General features: G+C 64.7%; 16 protein-coding genes. 6 read left to right on the top strand and 10 right to left on the bottom strand.

Annotation, left to right across the window (positions count from 1 at the left end; translation table 11 throughout):
• Positions 1-972: carbohydrate porin (locus tag NCG91_RS22500; protein ID WP_251351272.1), on the bottom strand; the 972-nt coding region annotated here is incomplete at its 3' end.
• A gap of 346 nt (positions 973-1,318) precedes the next feature.
• On the opposite strand from NCG91_RS22500, the gene NCG91_RS22495 reads away from it, so the two are divergent.
• Both NCG91_RS22495 and NCG91_RS22490 read left to right on the top strand, forming a co-directional pair.
• Positions 1,319-3,232, top strand: a complete 1,914-nt coding sequence (locus NCG91_RS22495; RefSeq protein WP_099380657.1) for a glucokinase — start codon at positions 1,319-1,321, stop codon at positions 3,230-3,232.
• Positions 3,216-4,310: a LacI family DNA-binding transcriptional regulator gene (locus tag NCG91_RS22490; protein WP_251351271.1), complete on the top strand. Its 1,095-nt coding sequence runs from the start codon at positions 3,216-3,218 to the stop codon at positions 4,308-4,310. The genes NCG91_RS22495 and NCG91_RS22490 overlap by 17 nt, the downstream gene beginning before the upstream one ends.
• Positions 4,311-4,339: 29 nt before the next feature.
• Here NCG91_RS22490 and NCG91_RS22485 read toward each other — a convergent pair whose 3' ends face one another.
• The 4 genes from NCG91_RS22485 to NCG91_RS22470 form a co-directional block, all read right to left on the bottom strand.
• Complete coding sequence (locus NCG91_RS22485) at positions 4,340-5,263, bottom strand: carbohydrate kinase family protein (RefSeq protein ID WP_251351270.1); 924 nt, start codon at positions 5,261-5,263, stop codon at positions 4,340-4,342.
• Positions 5,260-6,474: an AGE family epimerase/isomerase gene (locus NCG91_RS22480; RefSeq protein WP_251351269.1), complete on the bottom strand. Its 1,215-nt coding sequence runs from the start codon at positions 6,472-6,474 to the stop codon at positions 5,260-5,262. The genes NCG91_RS22485 and NCG91_RS22480 overlap by 4 nt, the downstream gene beginning before the upstream one ends.
• A gap of 68 nt (positions 6,475-6,542) precedes the next feature.
• Entirely contained in the window at positions 6,543-7,544 is a 1,002-nt protein-coding gene (locus NCG91_RS22475; protein ID WP_251351268.1) for a tetratricopeptide repeat protein, read from the bottom strand.
• Positions 7,541-8,383: a tetratricopeptide repeat protein gene (locus NCG91_RS22470; RefSeq protein ID WP_251351267.1), complete on the bottom strand. Its 843-nt coding sequence runs from the start codon at positions 8,381-8,383 to the stop codon at positions 7,541-7,543. The genes NCG91_RS22475 and NCG91_RS22470 overlap by 4 nt, the downstream gene beginning before the upstream one ends.
• A gap of 134 nt (positions 8,384-8,517) precedes the next feature.
• Between NCG91_RS22470 and NCG91_RS22465 the strand changes: the two genes are divergently transcribed.
• On the top strand, positions 8,518-8,907 hold the full coding sequence (locus tag NCG91_RS22465; RefSeq protein ID WP_180278561.1) for a DUF1090 family protein: 390 nt from the start codon (positions 8,518-8,520) through the stop codon (positions 8,905-8,907).
• On the opposite strand, the gene mmsB is transcribed toward NCG91_RS22465, so the two are convergent.
• The 3 genes from mmsB to NCG91_RS22450 are packed head-to-tail and all read right to left on the bottom strand — an operon-like array spanning position 8,904 to position 12,578.
• The gene (gene mmsB, locus NCG91_RS22460) at positions 8,904-9,797 is read right to left on the bottom strand and encodes a 3-hydroxyisobutyrate dehydrogenase (RefSeq protein WP_251351266.1); all 894 of its coding nucleotides are present in this window, start codon (positions 9,795-9,797) and stop codon (positions 8,904-8,906) included. The genes NCG91_RS22465 and mmsB overlap by 4 nt on opposite strands.
• Positions 9,798-9,807: 10 nt before the next feature.
• Entirely contained in the window at positions 9,808-11,334 is a 1,527-nt protein-coding gene (locus tag NCG91_RS22455; protein ID WP_251351265.1) for a CoA-acylating methylmalonate-semialdehyde dehydrogenase, read from the bottom strand.
• 26 nt (positions 11,335-11,360) lie between these two features.
• Positions 11,361-12,578, bottom strand: a complete 1,218-nt coding sequence (locus NCG91_RS22450; RefSeq protein WP_251351264.1) for an ABC transporter substrate-binding protein — start codon at positions 12,576-12,578, stop codon at positions 11,361-11,363.
• 124 nt (positions 12,579-12,702) lie between these two features.
• On the opposite strand from NCG91_RS22450, the gene NCG91_RS22445 reads away from it, so the two are divergent.
• The 3 genes from NCG91_RS22445 (at position 12,703) to NCG91_RS22435 (ending at position 16,173) form a co-directional block, all read left to right on the top strand.
• On the top strand, positions 12,703-13,620 hold the full coding sequence (locus NCG91_RS22445) for a LysR family transcriptional regulator (protein WP_251351263.1): 918 nt from the start codon (positions 12,703-12,705) through the stop codon (positions 13,618-13,620).
• A 43-nt stretch (positions 13,621-13,663) separates the two neighbouring features.
• Positions 13,664-14,194, top strand: a complete 531-nt coding sequence (locus NCG91_RS22440) for an isochorismatase family protein (RefSeq protein ID WP_251351262.1) — start codon at positions 13,664-13,666, stop codon at positions 14,192-14,194.
• Positions 14,195-14,301: 107 nt separating this feature from the next.
• Positions 14,302-16,173: a transthyretin-like family protein gene (locus NCG91_RS22435; RefSeq protein ID WP_251351261.1), complete on the top strand. Its 1,872-nt coding sequence runs from the start codon at positions 14,302-14,304 to the stop codon at positions 16,171-16,173.
• 7 nt (positions 16,174-16,180) lie between these two features.
• On the opposite strand, the gene NCG91_RS22430 is transcribed toward NCG91_RS22435, so the two are convergent.
• Together NCG91_RS22430 and NCG91_RS22425 are read right to left on the bottom strand one after the other, a co-directional pair.
• Entirely contained in the window at positions 16,181-17,338 is a 1,158-nt protein-coding gene (locus tag NCG91_RS22430) for an acetyltransferase domain-containing protein (protein ID WP_251351260.1), read from the bottom strand.
• Positions 17,339-17,347: 9 nt separating this feature from the next.
• A complete protein-coding gene (locus NCG91_RS22425) occupies positions 17,348-19,450 on the bottom strand; it encodes a TonB-dependent siderophore receptor (RefSeq protein WP_251351259.1) in 2,103 nt (700 codons plus the stop codon).
• Between the last annotated feature and the right edge of the window lie 207 nt (positions 19,451-19,657).

Below are 19,657 nucleotides of genomic sequence, written 5' to 3'. Positions count from 1 at the left end.
GGAACCGTTGGCGTTCGACTCGTCTTTTTGCCACAGGGCAACGAATTCCATGCCGAAGTTGGCCATCGGCTGGATCGCCATGTCATTGAAGATACGCGTGCGCTTGACGTCCGAACCGAAACTGGTGTCGCCCGAAGCGCCGAACTGCGCGCCCTTGCCCGTGCCGGGACCGACGCCGTACTGCACGCCGAAGGTATTGCCACCGCCAAACACTTTACCTTGGCGGTGGAAGGCCGACAGCTGCCAGCCATTGTGTTTCTTGCCGTACAAGTCGTTGTCCTTGCCTTCACCGATGATGTAGGTCGCGGCCAGGTCCAGCGTGCCGTTTTCATTGACGGGAATCTCGCCGTAGATGAAGTTCTGGCGCACGGCCGACTTGGTGCCACGAATGGTGCCGTCGTCATTGCGTTCGTTGAAGTCGTTGTCCTTGAAGAAGGCATACGAGAATTTACCAGGACCAGCAGGAATGCGGTCCAGGCCGGCGCCCGTGCCGTTCATATTGATGTATTGCAAGTCCAGCATGTGGATGTCAGGACGGTAGTAGAAACGTTTACCGATCCAGGCCGTGCCGCCGTTCAGGAAGTCGAGTCCCTGCGCTTCGACGTAGGCCTTGACGATGCCCAGCTTGTTGTCGCCGAAATCCGAGTTTGGCGCATAAGCGTTGACCCAGATGGTGGCCAGGTAGTTCACGCCGCCGGACTTGGCGATGGACTTGGTGTAGCCGAATTCCGTGTAGGCGTCGCACTCATTGCCCAGACGGTATTTCATGGTGTTGCCACCCAGGCCGAAGCAGCCTTGCGAACCGCCGTCGCCCGACGTATTGCTGCCGGCGCCTGCGCGCAGGTAGCCGTGGAAGCCTTCGGAGTCGGATGGGTACATCGGGTCGGCGGCAGCGGAACCGCTGGCGATGGCTAAGACGATGGCAGCTGGCAGCGTTTTCAACACGGCCTTCAACATGGTGCGATGCAGCATGGTAAGTCTCCTCAGTAATTTATTTTTTATCTAGTCATTCGTGGCCGAATGTACTGGCCAGAATTCTTTCCAGCAGGGACATAGTAACTATACTACGAACAAATATCAACATATTATGTTGTAATCCTACGACTACTCTGCGACACTTTATTTGCGTACCGACAGGCGCGTTGACTGCCCTGTTTTTTCCGCTAGCGCCGCCCGTTTCCGGCACGGCGGACAAGCATTTACGCAGGCGTCCCGCATTTTTCGGCACGCGGCACGTATACGAATTAAAATCCTTGGTTTTTGCCATAACGACAGTGCGCCGCCAAGACAGCGCACGCAGACGAGACTAGGCACCGCCATGAAAATAGATGAAAAAATGGAAGTAGCAGGCAGCGATCCGGCGGAGCGTTTCAGTGAAGGGCCGCGCTTGCTGGCCGACATTGGCGGCACCAACGCCCGCTTCGTGCTCGAAACGCGCCAGGGCCACCTGGAAGCGGTCGCCGTGCTGCCCTGCGACGACTACGCTTCGCTGCTCGACGCCATCACCGCCTATATGGATAGCAGCGAGGCGCGCGCCGCCGGTTCGGCGCGCGTGCGCCATGCGGCCATCGCCATCGCCAATCCCATCGACGACGACAATATCCGCATGATGAACCATCACTGGTTCTTCTCGATCGAGGCCATGCGCGCCACGCTGGGCCTCGACACCCTGCTGGTGGTGAATGACTTCACGGCGCTGGCCATGGCCCTGCCCTATCTGCGGCCCGACCAGCGCCTGCAGATCGGCGGTGGCATGGCGCGCGCCGACAGCGTCATCGGCCTGCTCGGTTCGGGCACAGGCCTGGGCGTGTCGGGCATGATCCCCGCCGAAGACCGCTGGATCGCGCTGGGCAGCGAAGGGGGCCACGTCAGCTTCGCGCCCTGCGACCAGCGCGAGATGGACGTGCTGTCCTTCGCCTGGCGCGAGCTGTCGCACGTCTCGGCCGAACGCCTCGCTTCCGGGCGCGGCCTGGAACTGATCTACCGCGCCCTGTCCGAGCGCGCCGGCAAGCCCGATGCGCTGCCGCTGTTGGCAGCCGAAATCACCAGCCGCGCCCTGAACAATGAATGCGACGTGTGCCTCGAAGCGGTGGACTGCTTCTGCGCCATCCTCGGCTCCATCGCCGGCAACGTGGCCATGACCCTGGGCGCGCTGGGCGGCATCTATATAGGCGGGGGCATTGTGCCGCGCCTGGGCCCCCTGTTCGAACAGTCGCAGTTCCGCGCCCGCTTCGAGCAAAAAGGCCGCCTGAACGAGTACCTCGCGCAGATTCCCACCTTTCTGATCACGGCCGAACTGCCGACTTTCCTCGGCATCGCCGCCATCCTGGCGCAAAAGCTCAAGCGCGCCCATTCCGGCGCGCCCGTGCTCGAATCCGTGCGCCAGGCGCGCGGCAGGATGAGCCCCTCGGAGTGCAAGGTGGCCGACTGGGTCTTGAAGGAGCCGAACGCCATGCTGACCCTGCCGATTGCCGAAATCGCCCAGCGCGTCGGCGTGAGCCAGCCGACCGTGATGCGCTTTTGCCGCTCGATCGGCGTGCAGGGCCTGGCCGACTTCAAATTGAAGCTGGCGTCCGGCCTGACGGGCGGCGCCATCACGGTGGCCCACTGCCACGTGGAGATATCGGATTCCGACGCCGAACTGGCGCGCAAGGTGCTGGGCAATAACGCCTCGGCCGCGCTGGCCCTGCGCGACATGCTCGACGTCAAAGCGCTGACGGCCGCCATCGAACTGCTGCGCGGCGCGCAGCGCGTGGAATTGCTGGCCGTGGGCAGCGCCCGCGTGGTGGCCGACGACATGCAGCACAAATTGCTCAACCTGGGCATCGTCAGCAGCTTCTTTGCCGACCCGCAGGCGCAGGAAATGAGCGCCGCCATGCTCAAGCCAGGCGACGTGGCGCTGGTCATTTCCCGTTCCGGCGCCCTGCCCGACCTGCTGCGTACCGTCAAGGTGGCGCAGGGCTGCGGCGCGCGCGTGCTGGCGATCACGGCCAGCGGTTCGCCGCTGGCCAAGCTGGCCGACGTGCTGCTGACCTTGAACCACCCGGAAGGCAACCTCAATTTCGTGCCCATGATCGTGCGCCTGCTGCAGCTGATGATGCTCGATATCCTGTCGGTGGGACTGGCGCGGCGCGACACGGCGCAGCGCACCAGCGCCGCCGAACTGGAAGAGGGGCAATTGCATGGCATGCGCATCAGCGGCAAGCTGAAATTCGGTGGCCACCTCGAATAAGGCGGCGCACGCCGCCCCCACCTCCTCCGACGCCGCCAGCGGCGCCACCGTGCACGACGTGGCGCGCGTGGCCGGCGTGTCGGCCATGACGGTGTCGCGCGTGATCAACGGGCGCGCCAGCGTCAGCGCGGCCACGCGCGACAAGGTCGAGGCGGCGATCGCCAGCCTGCACTACCAGCCCAACCTCGCGGCCAGGGCAGCCCGCACGGGCACCCTGCGCATCGGCCTGTTGTACAGCAATCCGAGCGCGGCCTTCCTCAGCGAATTTTTAGTTGGCGCCATGGATCAATGCCGCCAGGGCGGCGGCCAGTTGCTGCTGGAATGCTGCGAAGACCTGGACAGCCAGCGCGCCGGCATCGATTGCCTGGTGGCGGCCGGCGTGGACGGCATCCTCGTGCCGCCGCCCCTGTGCGATTCGCCGGAAGTGCTGGCGCAGCTGAACCGGATGGGCATCCCGGCCATCGCCGTGGCCACGGCGCGCCCCTCGCCCGGCGTTTCGGCCGTGCGCATCGACGATTACGAGGGCGCGCTGGCCATGACGCGCCATTTGCTCGCGCTGGGCCACCGCGACATCGGCTTCATCGAGGGCGATCCGGCGCACACGCCGGCCCTGCTGCGCCGCCAGGCTTTCGAGGACGCCATGCGGGAAGCGGGTTTGCGGGTAGCGCCGCACAGGGTGGCGCAAGGTTACTTTACGTATCGTTCGGGTCTCGACGCGGCGCGCCAGCTGCTGGCGCAAGCGCCGCATCCCAGCGCCATCTTCGCCAGCAACGACGACATGGCCGCCGCCACCCTGGCCGTGGCGCACGGCATGGGCTTGCAGGTACCGACGGAATTGAGCGTGTGCGGCTTCGACGACACGCCCGTCGCCACCACGGTCTGGCCCGAGCTGACCACCATCCACCAGCCCATCGCCGACATGGCCCGCGCCGCCGTCAATCTCGTCATCGACGAAATCCGCCAGCGCCGTGCCGGAGAAACGGCGCCCGCCACGCATCATTTGATGGCGTTTACCTTGATGGCGCGGGCTTCGACGGGGGAATGTACTCCAGTGGGGCACATTCCGGGCGCGAAGTGACTGCCCCCCACCAACCCGTCGAGCGCCACTTAGCGCACCACCGTGCGCTGCACCAGCGACTCCACCAGTTCCACCGAAGGGGGCGCGCCACCGGCCGCCAGGCAGGCGCCCGCGCCCGCCGCGACGGCAAAGCGCAAATGCTGGCCGCCATCGGCCTCGGGCCGGTACATCAGGCTGTACAGCAAGCCGCCAATGCTGGCGTCGCCCGCCCCCACCGAATCGACCACCTCGATGACGGGCGGCGCCGCCTGCCATGTCTGCTCGCCCTGGTACAGCGCCGCGCCTTGCGCGCCGCGCGTATACAAATACGTGGCTTGCGGATTCCAGCTGCGCAGGGTGGCAAACGCGCCATCGATGTCGTCATGGCGGAACAGGCCCGCCAGGTCTTCGTCCGACACCTTGATCACGTCGGCCAGCTGCGTCATGCGGCGCAAGGTGGCGTCGTAGCGTTCATCCATCATGATGCGGAAATTCGGGTCGTAGCTGATCTTCACGCCAGCCGCCTTCAGTTCCTGCGCCAGCGCCACCAGCTTGCCCGCCAGCGGTTCGCGCGCCAGGCTGATGCCGCCGAAATGCACCCATTGCGCCCCCTGCATCCAGCCGGCCGGCAAGAGCGACGCGTCGAAATGCAGGTCGGCGCTGTCGTCGCCGATGAAGTAATACGTAGGCGGATGCAGTTCATGCACGATGGCCAGCAGCGGCGACTTCGCATGGCGCTGCAGGAAGCGCATGTCCAGGCCCGCCGCCTCGGTGGCTACGGCCAGCGCGTCGCCGAAAACGTCCAGGCTGACGCCGCCCGCAAAGGCGCTGGGCACGCCCAGGCGCGCCATCACGCGCGCCACGTTCCACGTCGAACCGCCCACCTGGCTGTTCCAGGAGTCCGCGCCCGTACGCAGCATGTCCGTCAGCGCTTCTCCGGCCGACACAAAGCGTGGGAAATTGGCGGCGCTCATGCGGCACCGCCGATCACGTTCAGCACTTCATAGCAGGCGCCCATGGTGTGGTAATCGGTCTTGCCGGCCGGGCTTTTCTCGTTGCTGATTTTTTGATTTTCAGGCGTCAGGATGCGGTACCAGGCGCCGTGTTCATGGTCGACGAAGTGCGTCCAGCTGTAGTCCCATATCTTGTCGTAGCTATGCCAGTAAGCCTCGTCGCCCGTGCGCACGACCAGCACGGCGGCGGCCGCGAAGCTTTCCGCCTGCACCCAGAAGTATTTGTCGCCGTCGCAGATCTCGTCCTGCGGGCCGAAACCGTAGTGGATGCCGCCATGAGCGCCATCCCAGGCCTTGGCCAGCGCCGTGTCGTACAGGGCGCGCGCGCGCGGCAGCAGCCAGTCCGACGGGCCGGCCATGAACCGGCTGTGGCGCTCCATGATCAGCAGCAGCTTGGCCCATTCCGTGAAATGGCCGGGCTGGTAGCCCCACGGACGGAAGATATTGCTCTTGTCGTGCAGGTTGTAATCCCAGTCGATCGACCAGTCGGGCTTGTAGTGCTCCCAGATCATGCCGTTCGCCAGACCCGCCTGACGGACCGTGATGTTGTGCGCCAGGGTTTCGGCGCGGTGCAGATATCTCGCTTCGCCCGTCGCCTCGAACGCGGCCAGCATGGCTTCGCAAGCGTGCATGTTGGCGTTCTGACCCCGGTAGCCGTCCAGGGTGGACCAGTCGGCGCTGGCCACGTCCGCATACAGGCCGTGTTCGGGCAGCCAGAAGCGCTGCTCCATCAATTCGAAGGTCTCGTCCAGATACGCGCGCGCTTCCGTCACGCCAGCTTGCAAGGCGTGCGCATAGGCCAGCAGCACGAAAGCCAGGCCGTAGCAGTGATTGGCGCCGTCTTCCACCGTTTTGACGCCGTCTTTCCAAGACAGTTGCCAGGCATAGCCGCCCGTGGCCAGGTCGCGGTGCACGTCGCGCAGGAAGGCCACGCCGTGGCGCAGGGCCGCCTGGTAACCGTCATCGCCGAAGTGGCGGTACGCCATGGCGTAATTGAAGATGAAGCGCGTGCTGCTGACCAGGTGACGCGTGCTGGCGTCGTACACCGTGCCGTCATCGAGGAAGAAGTGATAAAAGCCGCCGCTGGGATCAATCGCGCGCGGGTGATAAAAATGCATCGTGTGCTGGATATGCTTTTCGAGCATGTCCCTGGAGCGGAAATCGGGATTCATGGGTCTCTCATGATATTGTTATCGATAACAATGATGATAGCATGCCGTCCCCGCGCCGTCATGCCCGCTCAGGGAGTCTTGGCCAGCCTGAGTTTTTCGCGCCACAGGGCCGCTTGCGCGGGGTCGGCCGCCTGTTCCAGCTCGCCCCTATCGTACACCTTGACCAGCCGTTCGATGGCTTCCAGGGCGCCCTGCTTCGCCGCCAGCAGGTACAACGCGAAGGGCTTGGGCGCCGGCCCTTGCCGGGTCGGGCCGCCACGGCCCTGCTCCAGCAGCCGCGCAAAGCCCGTCTGGCCGGGCGGACTTTTGGCGATGGCGGCCATTTCATACCAGCCCAGGGCCGCCTCGTCGCTCTGCGGCGCGCCCTGCCCCACTTCATACGAGTACGCCACATTGTTCAAACCGGAGGGATCGAGCGCCTTGGCCGCCCGCATGTACCAGGTGAATGCCTGCTTGCGCTGCGCCTCGTCCTGCGCCGTCATCATCAGCCGGTAGCCGATTTCATTGTAGGCGGGGATGAAGCCGTTTTCCGCATAGAACTTCAGCCAGTGCAGCGCGTGCGCCTGTTCTTCCGGGCTGCTGCGGATATTTTCATAATGCATGGCCACCGTGAAGTTGGCCAGCTCCACGCCTTGCGCGGCGCCCTTGCGCGACCAGTATTCGCCCAGCTTGCGGTCGACGGCCATGCCCTGCCCCAGCGTGTAGGCCACGCCCAGGAAAGCCTGCGCCGGGCCATAGCCGCCTGCGGCCGATTTCCGCATCCACGCCAGGCCGGCGTCGACGTCGCGCGGCGTGCCTTCGCCGCCGTGCAGCATCTGCGCCAACTCCAGCTGGGCGGCCGCATCTCCCCCTTCCGCAGCCAGGCGCGCCCTCCCGAAGGCGGCGACCTTGTCCGGCGACAGGTCGGCAGGACGGTCGACCACGGCCCGCACCCTTGCGCGCATGTCATCGAGGCCGGACATATCGAATTCGACCAGCGCCGGATGCTGGCGCGGTGCGTTGGTGGACGCTGGCTGCGCCAGCACGCTCTGCGCCAGGGCCAGGCTCAATACCAACAGGATGGTCTTCATTTGTTTTCCTTCTCTGCCAGCTTGCCGCGCCATTCGGCCGCGTCTTCGGCATTCGCCTGTTCTCCCAGTTCGCCTTTGACGTACACCTCGATCATGCGCCGCATGGCGGGCACGTCGCCGCTCCATCCGGCCCGCTCGTACCAGACCAGGGCCCACTTGTCCGACTGCGCCACGCCCAGGCCCAGTTCATATGCGCGGGCCAGGTTGCGCATGCCGGCCGGCTCCTTTTCACGCGCCGATCTGTAATACCAGTGGAAAGCCTCGCCGCGATCCTGTTCATCGACGGCTGCGCGCATCAGGTGCTCGCCCAGCGCATTGTAGGCGGGCACAAAGTGCTGTTCGTTCGCCGCCGCCTTCAGCCAGGTGATGGCCAGCGCCTGCTCTTCGGCACTGCTGTCGCCATCGATGTATTCCATCGCCAGGATGGTTTGCGCCTCTGCATCGCCCTGCGCCACGCCCCGGCGCAGCCAGTATTCGCCCTGCACGCGGTCGATGGGCACCTTGCCGCCCAAGGTGTAGGCCACCCCCATGGCCGCCTGCGCCGGCGCATAGCCGCCTTCGGCCGACTTGCGTATCCAGGCCATCGACTGCGCCGTATCTTGCGGCGTGCCGACGCCCAGCTGCAGCATGCGCGCCAGGTCCAGCTGCGCCTCCACGTCGCCCGTTTCCGCCACGCGCCGTGCCTGCTCAAATTCGGCGATGCTTTCCGGGCTATGACTAGCCGCATCCGCCCTGACCTTGATGGCGAGCAGCTGCAGGTCGAGCAAGGTGGGCGGGGTCTGGGCCAGGAGCGGCAACGGCAGCAGGAAAGGAATCAGCAAGAGGAGTTTCTTGGGCATGCGAAGGTGTCGGGAAGAAGAAAACACGCATGGTAGCCGATGCCATGCCAGACAGGCGCGCACTGCACAAGAAGTTTGACAGGGCAAGCCGGCAGGCTTACATTGCACGAGCCCACCACTTACACAGGAATGCCATGAACCGCCTCGCCACAACCGCCTTGACCCTGCTGCTGGCCGCAGCCTCCGTGGGCGCCAGCGCCGCCGACACCCAGCTGGCCGGCTGCGCCGCCAAGCGCGAAAGCATCCGCAGCGAATTGCACCAGGCGCAGGAACAGGGCCTGTCCGACAAGGTCGCGGGCCTGACGCGCGCGCTCGACGAAGTCAACGCCCACTGCCGCGACAGTACCCTGATCGAGCGCCACAACAAGAAAATCGTCAAGGCGCAAGCGAAGGTGAACCAGACGGAGCGTTCGCTGCGCCTGGCCCAGGAAGCGAACAAGGAGCCGAAGAAGATCGCCAAGCTGGAAGGCAAGCTGGAAAAAGCCAGGGCCGAGTTGGCGGCCCTGCAGGCGCAACAGCCTTAAGCCTTCTCGCCCAGCAGTTGATAAATGCTGGAAAAATCCAGCGCGCCCGCCCCTGCCTTGCTGTGCAAACTATATAGGTTGCGCGACAAGGCGCCCAGCGGCACGCTCGCTCCGCTGGCCAGCGCGCTTTCCACGGCCAGCCCCAGGTCTTTCAGCATCAAATCGACGCCAAAGCCGCCCGTGTAGCCGCGCGACGCGGGCACGTTCTCGGCCACGCCAGGACATGGGTTGTACACGTCCAGGGTCCAGTTGCGGCCCGAGCTTTTCGCCATCACGTCGGACACCACCTTGGGATCGAGGCCATTGGCCACGCCCAGGCGTATGGCTTCGCTGGTGCCGATCATGAGTATCCCCAGCAGCATGTTGTTGCAGATCTTGACCGTCTGGCCGCAACCGGAGCCGCCCGCGTGGAAAATCGCCTTGCCCATGACGTCCAGGTAGGGCCGCGCCGCCGCCAGCGCGGATTCTTCGCCGCCCACCATGAAGGTCAGCGTGCCGTTGGTGGCGCCCGCCGTGCCGCCCGAGACGGGCGCGTCCAGCATCGGCATGCCCTTGTCCTGCGCCGCGCGGCCCACCTGGCGCGCCGCCTCGGTGGAAATCGTCGAACAGTCGATCAGCAGGGTGCCGGGCCGCGCCTGCGCCAAAATACCCGCGTCCCCAAGGTAGGCTCCCAGCACGTGGCGGCTGGCCGGCAGCATCGTGATGACGATGTCGGCCTGGCCTATCGCCGCCGCCTGGTCATCGGAGACCAGGCCGCCGCCGTCGGCGAATTGCCGCACGCTGGCCGGCAGCAAGTCGAAACCCGTCACCGCATGGCCGGCCCGCACGAGGTTCTGCGCCATGGGCAAGCCCATGTTGCCCAGGCCGATGAAAACGATATTGGTGCTCATCGCCGCCTCCTTACTTCATCGAAATGGTGGTATTGACGCCGCTGCCGCCGTCGTCCGGGGCGAACCAGCGCGCCGTGACGGTCTTGGTCTGCGTCCAGAAGTACAAGGCTTGCTTGCCGTTCGGGCCCAGATCGCCCAGCTTCGACGCGCGCGACCCCGTGAAGCTGAAGTAGGCGACGGGCACGGGAATGGCCACGTTGATGCCCACCTGCCCTACGTCGATTTCGCTCTGGAACTTGCGCCCCGCCCAGCCGGACGAAGTGAAGATCGAGGTGCCGTTGCCGTTCGGGTTGGCGTTGATGAAGGCGATGGCCTGGTCCAGGGTGTCCGTCTCCACCACGCACATGGCGGGGCCGAAGATTTCCTGCGTGTAGACGGAATTCGACGCTGCCACCTTCGAGAAAATCGTCGGTCCCATGAAATTGCCGCCTTCGTAGCCGGCCACCTTGTGGCCGCGGCCGTCGAGCAGCAATTGCGCGCCTTCGTCCACGCCCGCCTGGATCAGCTTTTCCGCGCGCTGCATGGCTGCTTTCGACACCATCGGCCCCAGGTCGGCATCACGGTCGCTGCCCGGCCCCACTTTCAGGGCCTGCGAGCGGGCGACGATTTCCGGCAGCCAGGAACGGGCCTCGCCCACCAGCACGACGACAGAATTGGCCATGCAGCGCTGGCCGGCCGCGCCGAAGGCGGCGCCGATCAGGTTATTGATCGCCTGTTCCTTGTTGGCGTCGGCCAGCACGACGCAATGGTTTTTCGCGCCCATCATCGATTGCGCGCGCTTGCCCGATTCGCTGGCGCGGCGGTACACATGCGTGCCCACGTGGGTGGAACCGATGAAGGAGACGGCCTTGATGTCGGGATGGTCGCACAGCATGTTGACGACGTCGGCGCCGCCATGCACGACGTTCAGCACACCGGCCGGCAAGCCCGCCTGGTACATCAGTTCGACCAGGTACATGGTCGAAGACGGGTCCTGTTCCGACGGTTTCAAGACAAACGTATTGCCGCAGGCGATGGCAATCGGGAACATGAAGCACGGCAGCATGACGGGGAAGTTGAAGGCCGTGATGCCGGCGCCCACGCCCAGCGGCTGGTAGATATTGTAGACATCGACACCCGTGGCCGCGTTTTCCGCGATTTCGCCCAGTTGCAGGGTGGCGATCGAGCACGCGTGCTCCACCACTTCCAGGCCGCGCATGACCTCCCCTTCCGCGTCGGGCAAGGTCTTGCCATGTTCGCGCGTGATCAGTTCGGCCAGGGCGACTATGTTTTCGCGGATCAGGTGCTGGTACTTGAGCATGATGCGCATGCGCGCCGCCAGGGGGGTATTGCGCCAGGTTTTAAAGGCTTCCTTGGCCGTGGCGACGGCCAGATTGACTTCGTCGGGCGTGGAAAACGGCACCCTGGCGACGATTTCCTGCGTGGCCGGGTTGACGACGTCGCGCCATTCGCTGCTGCTCGAGGCGTGGTGCTTGCCGCCGATGTGCAGGGGGACGGCGGGGACCGGGGTGACTGCGTGAGTGAGGGCTTGGTTCATGTGAGGCTCCGTAAGGTATTCGATGGTTATTTCTTGACCAGGTTGCACGCCGCCGCATCCATCGGCTTGAAGGCCTGGTCGGCGGGGATGGTCGACAGCACCTTCAGGTAATCCCACGCGCCTTTGGATTCGGCCGGGGTTTTGACCTGCACCAGGTACATGTCGTGGATCACGCGGCCGTCGGGGCGGATCGAGGCGTTGTTCATGACGGCATCCTTGATGGGCAGCTCGCGCATCTTCTGGGCGACGATCTTCGAATCGTCGCTTTTGGCCGCCGCCACCGATTTCAGGTAGTGGTAGACGCTGGAATACACGCCCGCCTGCACCATGGTCGGCTTGGCGCCCTTGTTGAGCGCTTCAAAGCGTTTCGCAAACGCGCGGCTGCGGTCATCGTAATCCCAGTAAAAGCCGTCCGCGTAGACGAGGCCCTGGGCCGTTTCCAGCCCCAGTGCATGCACGTCGGAGAGGAACACCAGCAAGGCGGCCAGGCGCTGGTCCTTGCCGCTGCCGATGCGGAATTCGCGCGCCTGCTTGATGGCCGATACCGTGTCGGCGCCGCCATTGGCCAGGCCGATCACCTGCGCTTTCGAGCCTTGCGCCTGCACCAGGAAGGACGAAAAATCGGACGCGTTCAGCGGATGGCGCACGGCGCCCAGCACCGTGCCGCCGTTGCGCTTGACGACATCGCTGGCGTCCTTTTCCAGCGAATGGCCGAACGCGTAATCGACGGTGACGAAGTACCACGACTTTTGCCCCAGCTTGGTCAGCGCCGCCGCCGTGCCGGCTGCCTGCGAATACGTGTCGAACATCCAGTGGAAGCCGTTCGGCGAGCAGTCTTCATTGGTCAGGCGCCCCGTGGCCGGGCCGCTGAACATGGCGATGCCGCCCTTCTCTTTCATCAGCTTTTGCACGGACAGGGCCACCGAGGAATTGGTCAGGTCGGCGATGGCGTCGACCTTGTCGCGGTCTATCCATTCGCGCGCCTTGGAGGCGGCGATGTCGGCCTTGTTCAAGTGGTCGGCCGAGAGGATTTCAATCTTCATACCCTTGCATTCGGCCTTCAGGCAATCCTCGACGGCCATCTGGCTGGCGACGACGGAGCCGCGCCCGCCCATGGCCGAATACGGCCCGGACATGTCGGTCAGGATGCCCACCTTGACGACGCCATCGGAAATTTGCGCGTGCGCGCCGGTGAAAGACAGGGAAAGCGCCAGCGCGCCCATGGCCAGAACGGTTTTTTTCATGCGTGTCTCCTGAGGGGTGAGGGTTTTTCTTATATGTATAGATGCATTCTGCATGTGTAAAAATATGCACTCAAGTGAAATTAATGCATAATTCCTTTGCAAAAATGCACAGTGAGGGTTTGCCATGCTCGATTGGGACAATGTACGGGTCTTCCTGGAACTGACGCGCAGCGCCGGCCTCGTCGATGCGGCGAAAAAGCTGGGCATCGACCATTCCACCGTGTCGCGACGCATGCGCAAGTTCGAGGAGCAAGTGGGCACGCAACTGTTCGACCGCAACTACGTGGGCTACCAACTGACGCCCGAGGGCCACCGCCTGATGGAATACGCGGAAACGATGGAAAGCACGGTGTTTGCCGCCACCGAGGAACTGGGCGAACATAATCGCCTGCTGTCGGGCCAGGTGCGCCTGGGCGCTACCGAGGGCTTCGGCGCCATCGTGCTGGCGCCCCACCTGGCGCAGTTTTGCGGCAGATACCCGCACATCAGCGTGGACCTGATCGCCGTGCCCCGTTTCGTCAGCCTGTCCAAGCGCGAAGCGGACGTGGCCATCTCCATCGAGCGCCCCCTGTCCGGGCCGTATGTCGTGACCAAGCTGTCCGACTACCGCCTGAAACTGTACGCCACGCCAGGCTACCTGGCGCGCCACGCGCCGATCGCCAGCGTGGCGCAGCTGGCGCAGCACCCCATCATCGGCTACGTGGACGACCTGGTTTTCAGCGCGGAGCTGCGCTACATGGACAACGTGGCGCCCGATTCCCTGCGCGCGTTTCGCAGCACCAGCGTCATCGCCCAGTACCACGCGGCGCGCGCGGGCCAGGCGCTGGCGATCCTGCCCTGCTTCGTGGCGCAGCAATCGAACGAACTGGTGCCCGTGCTCGATGGCGAGATCGACCTGCTGCGCGCCTTCTGGATGATCTCGCCGAGCGAGCGGCGCAATATCGCCCGGGTCAGTGCCCTGTGGAACTACCTGCGCACAGCCATCGACCTCAATCACGCCTACCTGATGGGCGAAACGGCCACGCCCAGCTGGCCAAGCTGACTGCGCGCTACACTGTCGCCACAAATGAATAAGGGAGAACGCCATGCTGATGGATGCAAACCAGGCCGTTTTGGTCATTGTCGACCTGCAAGGCCGCTTGATGCCGGCCATCCACGATGCCGGCCTGGTGCTGGCACAGAACCTGCGCCTGGCGAAGATCGCCCGCCTGCTCGACGTGCCCGTGCTGGGCACGGAACAGAACCGCCAGGGGCTGGGACCGAACGTGGAAGAGATCGCCGCCCTGTGCGAACGGACCTTGCACAAGACGCATTTCGGCGCCTGTTTTGATGGCTTGCAGGACATGCTACCCGCCGGGCGCAGACAGATCGTCGTCACCGGTTGCGAAGCCCATGTGTGCATGCTGCAGACGGCCATCGGCCTGCTGGAACGCGGCTATGACGTGAGCATCGCCATCGACGCCGTCGGTTCGCGCCAGGCCGCCAGCCGCGACGCGGCGCTGGCCCGCCTGGGCAAGCTGGGCGCTCATCTGGTGACGGTCGAGATGCTGGCCTTCGAATGGTTGCGCGATTGCAAGCATCCGCGTTTCCGCGAAGTATTGGCGCTGATTAAATAATACGCGAGGTTTAAGCCAGATCAAGCCCTTCGGCGGCCCATTTGCTAGCTTGGTAACAGCGCCGCCATTGCGAGCGGCGCACCGTCCATCTCAGCAAGGGAACCATCATGGCCTATATCCTGCGAGGCAAGCTGTGCGGCTTGATCTGCGCCGAGTGTCCTGAAGCCTTATCCCACGTCATCGTGCGCCTGTACCGGCCGCGCGCGTCGCAAAACGTCACGGCCCTGGCCGTGGCCAGCGCCAAGGAAACCTTCGCCATCCTCACCGATGACGAAGTGCAGGCCAAGGCCCCCTTCCTGCTGGCCGAAACGCGCACGGACGACGATGGCAACTACAGTTTTACCCTGGCAGGCGATTACCAGGGCGAGGCCGTCGAAGTCGACATCCTGTGCCCTACCGTGCCGCATCTGAAACCGGGGCCGAAAGACCCCGTGCCGCTGCAGTTTTCCATCACCACGCTCCAGCCACGCTGGCGCCAGGCCGACAATGATTTCCTCGCCGTCTGGGACTATTGCCTGCCGCAACGCTTCTGGTGCCTGGTGCGCGCCCGCTTCGGCGCCTGGACCATCTGCGGCCGGCTGCGCACCTGCGATGCGCCGCATGCGCCGATCGCCGGCGCCACCGTGCGGGCGTTCGACGCCGACTGGCTGCAGGACGACGCGCTGGGCCAGGCGATCACCGATGCCGGCGGACGCTTCCGCATCGATTACCTGGCGTCCGACTTCACCTTGACGCCCTTCTCGCCCTTCATCAACGTGGAGTTCGCCAGCGGACCCGACGTGTATTTCACGGCGCAGCTGGGCAGCGTGACCATCCTGTCGGAAACGCAGGCCAACGGGCGCCAGCCGGGCCGGGAAAACGTGGGCCACTGTTTCTGCGTGGAATTGTGCTCGAAAGAAGTCTTGCCGCCCGACGTGGAAGGCGTGCCGCACTGGCAACAGGTGGAAATCTTCGACATCCACCCGTTTCCCTCGCTGGCGGGCTTTTCCCCGCAAGGCTATGCAGGCGGCGCGGGCGCCTCGTATGTCTTCGCCGGCGGCGTCACCCTGAAGGGTAATTGTCCGCTGCGCAACAGCGCCATCCCCGCCAACCCGCTCGAATACCGCTTCCTGACCGGCGAATGGTCCTGGCCCGGCGGCACGGACGATCCCACGGCGCTGCCCACGGTGGCGCCGGCCAGCCTGGCGCCGTTGACGCAAGTGCTGGGCACGCATGTCGGTTATGTGTTTTATACGAATGGACTGGGCCTCGCCGATTCGGCGCCCGTCATCATCAATGCGGGCGATCTGCAAGCGGGCGGCTGGATACGGGTGGATGGCAAGCCCGTCACGGTGGACATGCGCGATGGCACGACGGCCATCGTCAACGTGGCGCCCAATATCTTCCTGCGCACGTTTGATCTACTGACGGTGAACACGCCGGCCATCACCAGCCTGCATCCGGCCAAGTTGCCGGGCGGCTTGCCCATCCTCGACGCGGGCCGCAGCCTGACGGCGGCCGAAAGCGAACCGATACGCCGCTACCGCCTGGGCTTCGAGGTGCGCGACGGCATCAGCCTGGCGCAGGTGGCCACGGACGGACTCGACTCCATCGTCTTCGACAATTCGCCCGTCATCGTGGCGCTGGATCTGGAAGAGCTGCGCAGCAATGCCTGCAACCCCATCGCGGGCGGCCTCGTGCATATCCTGTACACGATCGACCATCCGCATTTGCGCTTTTTCAATATCACGATTTCCAACAACAACGGCATCCAGCATCCGCCGCCACCGCTGCCGGCCGCCAGCTTTACCCCACCGCCGCCACCGAGCAACTATCTGTTCCGCGGCGGCGCGGGCGGACCGCATTTATCGGGCAACAATGGCGGCTTCCCCGTCAACGTGGCGCTCGATCCGCCGTGCGCCTACCGCGTGGCGATTTCGTGGCAGACACGGCATTACCTGGCGTCCAGCCACAGCATCGACAGGCTGTACTGCAAGTAGGCATGCTTCAGAAATAGCGCACCCACGCCCGTTGCGAAGTGCGCTTGTAGTTGGCGAACGCGCGGCAGGGAAAGTACAGCACGGGCATCAGGGCCAGCGCGATCAGCCACACTTGCCAGACATGCTCGACGCCATACCGGGCACCGTGGTTGGCGCCCAGCACGACCGTCAAGGCGAGGCCGATGGCCAGCAGCAGGTATAAATGCAGCAGATAGTAAAACATGGGCGCGCCGCCAAAGGTGGCGCACGCCCGCGTGAACCAGTTGTCGACGCTTTCCAGCCAGGCCAGGCCCAGCAAGCCCAGGCCCAGAGTGAACAGCAGGAAATCCAGCGACGGCGGATACTTGGTGAAGTTCAGTACGCTCATGACCGTGCGCAAGGCCGTGTCGCCCGCCACCCACGGCAAGGTTTCGCCATACATATTCAAACCGCGCAGCACGGCCAGCAGCAGCAAACTGCCGCCGCCCAGCGCCAGCAACAGGCGGCGCCGTCCTTCGACAGAGCGGCCGCGCGCATACAGGGGGCCGGCCGCATAGCCGAGCACGATCACGCCTATCCATGGCAGCAGCGGATAGCTGACCTTGATCTTCATGGCGCCGTCCGCCACTAGGTAACCCCGTTGCAGCAGCACCGTCAGCGCGTAATAGGCAAAGCTGCCCTCTTCCGCGCGCAAGCCGGTCAACAGATGCTGTCCCGCGATGATCGCCACGCCCAGCAGCGCCAGCACTTTCAATGGCAGCCGGTGCAGCACGGCCAGCGCCATCATGGCCAGGCCGATGACCCAGATCACCTGCAAATACAGCACGGCCGGCGGAAACGCCCCGCTCCAGGCGAAGTTGACGAAGACCAGTTCCAGCAGCACCAGCAGCAAGCCCCGCTTGAACAGAAAACCGCTGGCGCTGCGGGGCCCGGCCGCCGGATGCGCGTACAGCCAGGCGGACAGACCCGTCAGGAAGACGAACATGGGTGCGCACACGTGGGCCGCCAGGCGGGTAAAGAACAGGGCCGGATCGACGCTGGCCGCATCCATCGGGTCGCTCACCTGGTGGTGCAGGAAGACCGTTTCGCGCACATGGTCGAACAGCATGATCAGCATGACGAGGCCGCGCAATACGTCGATGACGGCGATGCGGGCGCGCAAGGTAGCAGTAGAAGTCAAGGTCATGGCGATAGCTTAAAAACGGTAATACGCGTTCAGGGTCAGCGTGCGTTCGGCCCCCGGCGCCACCCACAGCTGACTATAGGAACTCGCATAGTAGCTGCGGTTGAACAGGTTTTCCACGTTCAAGGCCAGGCGCAGTTTGGCGTTCGGCGAATACGAGGCCAGCAATTTGGCCGTCGTGTAGGCCGGCAGGGTAAAACTGCTGCTGACGGCGACGTCGCCCAGGCGCTCGCCCACGTACTGCACGCCGCCGCCCACGCTGGCCGTGCCCGTACCCAGCGCGAACTGCTGCGTGGCAAGGACATTGGCGCTGTGGCGCGGCACGTTGGCGAAGCGGCTGCCCGTCACGATCGTATTGTCGCCGCGCGTGACGGTGGCGTCCGTATAAGCATAGGCGCCCGAGACGCGCAAGCCGCGCGCCACTTCGCCCGACACGTCGAGCTCCAGGCCACGGCTGCGCACCTCGCCCGCCGCGATGGCGAAGTCCGTGTTGGCGGGATTCGTCGTCAGTACATTGCGCTTGCGGATGTCGTACACGGCCACGGTGCCCGTCAGCTTGCCCGTTTCCAGCTTCGCGCCCAGCTCATACGAGCGGCTGCGCTCGGCCGGGAAAGCCTGGTTGGCGATGCTGATGCCGCTGTTGGGCCGGAAGCCCTTCGCCGCGCTCGCATACAGCGACCATGCCTTCGATGGCTGGTAGACGAGGCCCGCGCGGGGGCTGGTGGCCGACAGCGACTGGCGGTTGCTCACGTTCAAGCGATTATTCCTCACATCCTGCGTGTAGCTATCGTGGCGCACGCCGACCAGCGCCTTCCATTGGGCACCCAGGTCCAGTTGATCCTGCGCATACAGGCCGCGCGCCCGTTGCCCTTCCTGCGTATCGATGGACAGAGCCAGCGGATCGGCCTTGCCGCCATACGCGGGATGGAAGATATCGATGGCATAGGCATTTGCTGCCGAGGGATTGCGCCGCAGCTGCACCCGGTGGTCGTCGAAATGATAGGCGTCGACACCGGCCAGCACTTCGTGCGCCAGGCCCCCCGTCCTGAACTTGCCCAGCAACTCGACGCGGGCCGACGCGTCGGTGGCCGAAAAATCGCGGTGGCGGCGCTGGCGGTTCAGGGTGCGGCCATCGGCCAGCAGCTTGTTCGCCTCGGTCGAATAGCCGGTCAGTTCGCTGTCGCGGTAAGAAACGCCCGCCTGCACCGTCCAGTCGTCGGACAGCGCGTGGTGGAGGAACAGCTGCTGCCCCAGCGACTTGACGGTCATGGGACCGTCGCCCGGTTCGCCCAGGAAGCGCGAGACGGGGACAAGTCCCAGCTGGCCATGCACGGCCACCACGCCCCGGTCGAACGGCGCGCGCTGCCGCACCGCTTCGATTTCATACGACACGGTCGTGTGTTCGCCCAGCAGCCAGAGGAAGGAAGGCGAAAACAGGCTGCGTTCGACCTTCAAGGTATCGCGGAAGCTGTGCCCCTCTTCATGCGCCGCGTTGAGGCGGTAGGCGATAGTGCCGCTCAACGGCCCCGTCAAGTCGGCGGCGGCGCGGCGCGTCTGGAAACTGCCCAGTGAAAAATCCACGCCATATTCGGGCGTGAACTTCGGCTTTTTCGTCGTGATGTTCACCGTGCCGCCCGGCTCGCCCCGGCCGTACAGGGCCGAAGCGGGGCCTTTCAACACTTCCACCGCCTGCGTATTACCGCCGTCGCGCATGCCGTTGTAGCCGCGGCTGGAACTGAAACCGTTGACCATGTAGTCGGAACCGAAATTCGGGTCGCCCGTGAAGCCGCGCATGGCATAACTGTCCCACAGGCCGCCCAGCGGGCTTTGCTTCGCAATGCCGCTGGCCAGGTCCAGCGCGCCAGCCAGGGTCGTCACGCCCGCGTCGCGCAGCAAGTCGCCGGTCAGCACGCGCACGCTTTGCGGCAAGTCCATCAGCAAGGCATCCGTCTTGGTGGCGCCCGTGGCCGACAGGCTGCGGTAGTGCTGGCGCTCGGCCTTGACGGTGACGACATCCTGCCCAGCGGGCTTGTCGGCGGCAGGGTCAGCCGCCAGCACCAGGGGAGAGGCGGCGGCAAGCAAAAGCGCCACGGGGCGGCGGTAAAACACGGACATGGGATTCCTGACAATGGGCAATTCAATGCAATAGGCTTGCATTATAATTGATAATCAATTCTCATTAAAGATTTCATGGAAAATCTGCGCCAAGAACTCCACGGACACTGGCACCTTGGCCGTGGGCGTGACGACCGTTCACGTCGGCGTAACGGTGTCTGGCAGCGCGCGGCAAGCTGGTGGTGGATATGGCCGGCTGAACGCCGG

This window comes from Janthinobacterium kumbetense, from assembly GCF_023703445.1.
Taxonomy (GTDB): domain Bacteria; phylum Pseudomonadota; class Gammaproteobacteria; order Burkholderiales; family Burkholderiaceae_D; genus Janthinobacterium; species Janthinobacterium kumbetense.
This window is presented reverse-complemented; position numbering and strand designations above follow the sequence as displayed.

Bases quoted from the DNA above. Each gene is read 5' to 3' on its own strand.
- NCG91_RS22435 (WP_251351261.1), top strand. From the start codon at position 14,302: ATGGCCTATATCCTGCGAGGCAAGCTGTGCGGCTTGATCTGCGCCGAG.
- NCG91_RS22485 (WP_251351270.1), bottom strand. From the start codon at position 5,263: ATGAGCGCCGCCAATTTCCCACGCTTTGTGTCGGCCGGAGAAGCGCTG.
- NCG91_RS22445 (WP_251351263.1), top strand. From the start codon at position 12,703: ATGCTCGATTGGGACAATGTACGGGTCTTCCTGGAACTGACGCGCAGC.
- NCG91_RS22480 (WP_251351269.1), bottom strand. From the start codon at position 6,474: ATGAATCCCGATTTCCGCTCCAGGGACATGCTCGAAAAGCATATCCAG.
- NCG91_RS22470 (WP_251351267.1), bottom strand. From the start codon at position 8,383: ATGCCCAAGAAACTCCTCTTGCTGATTCCTTTCCTGCTGCCGTTGCCG.
- NCG91_RS22455 (WP_251351265.1), bottom strand. From the start codon at position 11,334: ATGAACCAAGCCCTCACTCACGCAGTCACCCCGGTCCCCGCCGTCCCC.
- NCG91_RS22430 (WP_251351260.1), bottom strand. From the start codon at position 17,338: ATGACCTTGACTTCTACTGCTACCTTGCGCGCCCGCATCGCCGTCATC.
- NCG91_RS22495 (WP_099380657.1), top strand. From the start codon at position 1,319: ATGAAAATAGATGAAAAAATGGAAGTAGCAGGCAGCGATCCGGCGGAG.
- NCG91_RS22440 (WP_251351262.1), top strand. From the start codon at position 13,664: ATGCTGATGGATGCAAACCAGGCCGTTTTGGTCATTGTCGACCTGCAA.
- mmsB (WP_251351266.1), bottom strand. From the start codon at position 9,797: ATGAGCACCAATATCGTTTTCATCGGCCTGGGCAACATGGGCTTGCCC.
- NCG91_RS22465 (WP_180278561.1), top strand. From the start codon at position 8,518: ATGAACCGCCTCGCCACAACCGCCTTGACCCTGCTGCTGGCCGCAGCC.
- NCG91_RS22425 (WP_251351259.1), bottom strand. From the start codon at position 19,450: ATGTCCGTGTTTTACCGCCGCCCCGTGGCGCTTTTGCTTGCCGCCGCC.
- NCG91_RS22475 (WP_251351268.1), bottom strand. From the start codon at position 7,544: ATGAAGACCATCCTGTTGGTATTGAGCCTGGCCCTGGCGCAGAGCGTG.
- NCG91_RS22450 (WP_251351264.1), bottom strand. From the start codon at position 12,578: ATGAAAAAAACCGTTCTGGCCATGGGCGCGCTGGCGCTTTCCCTGTCT.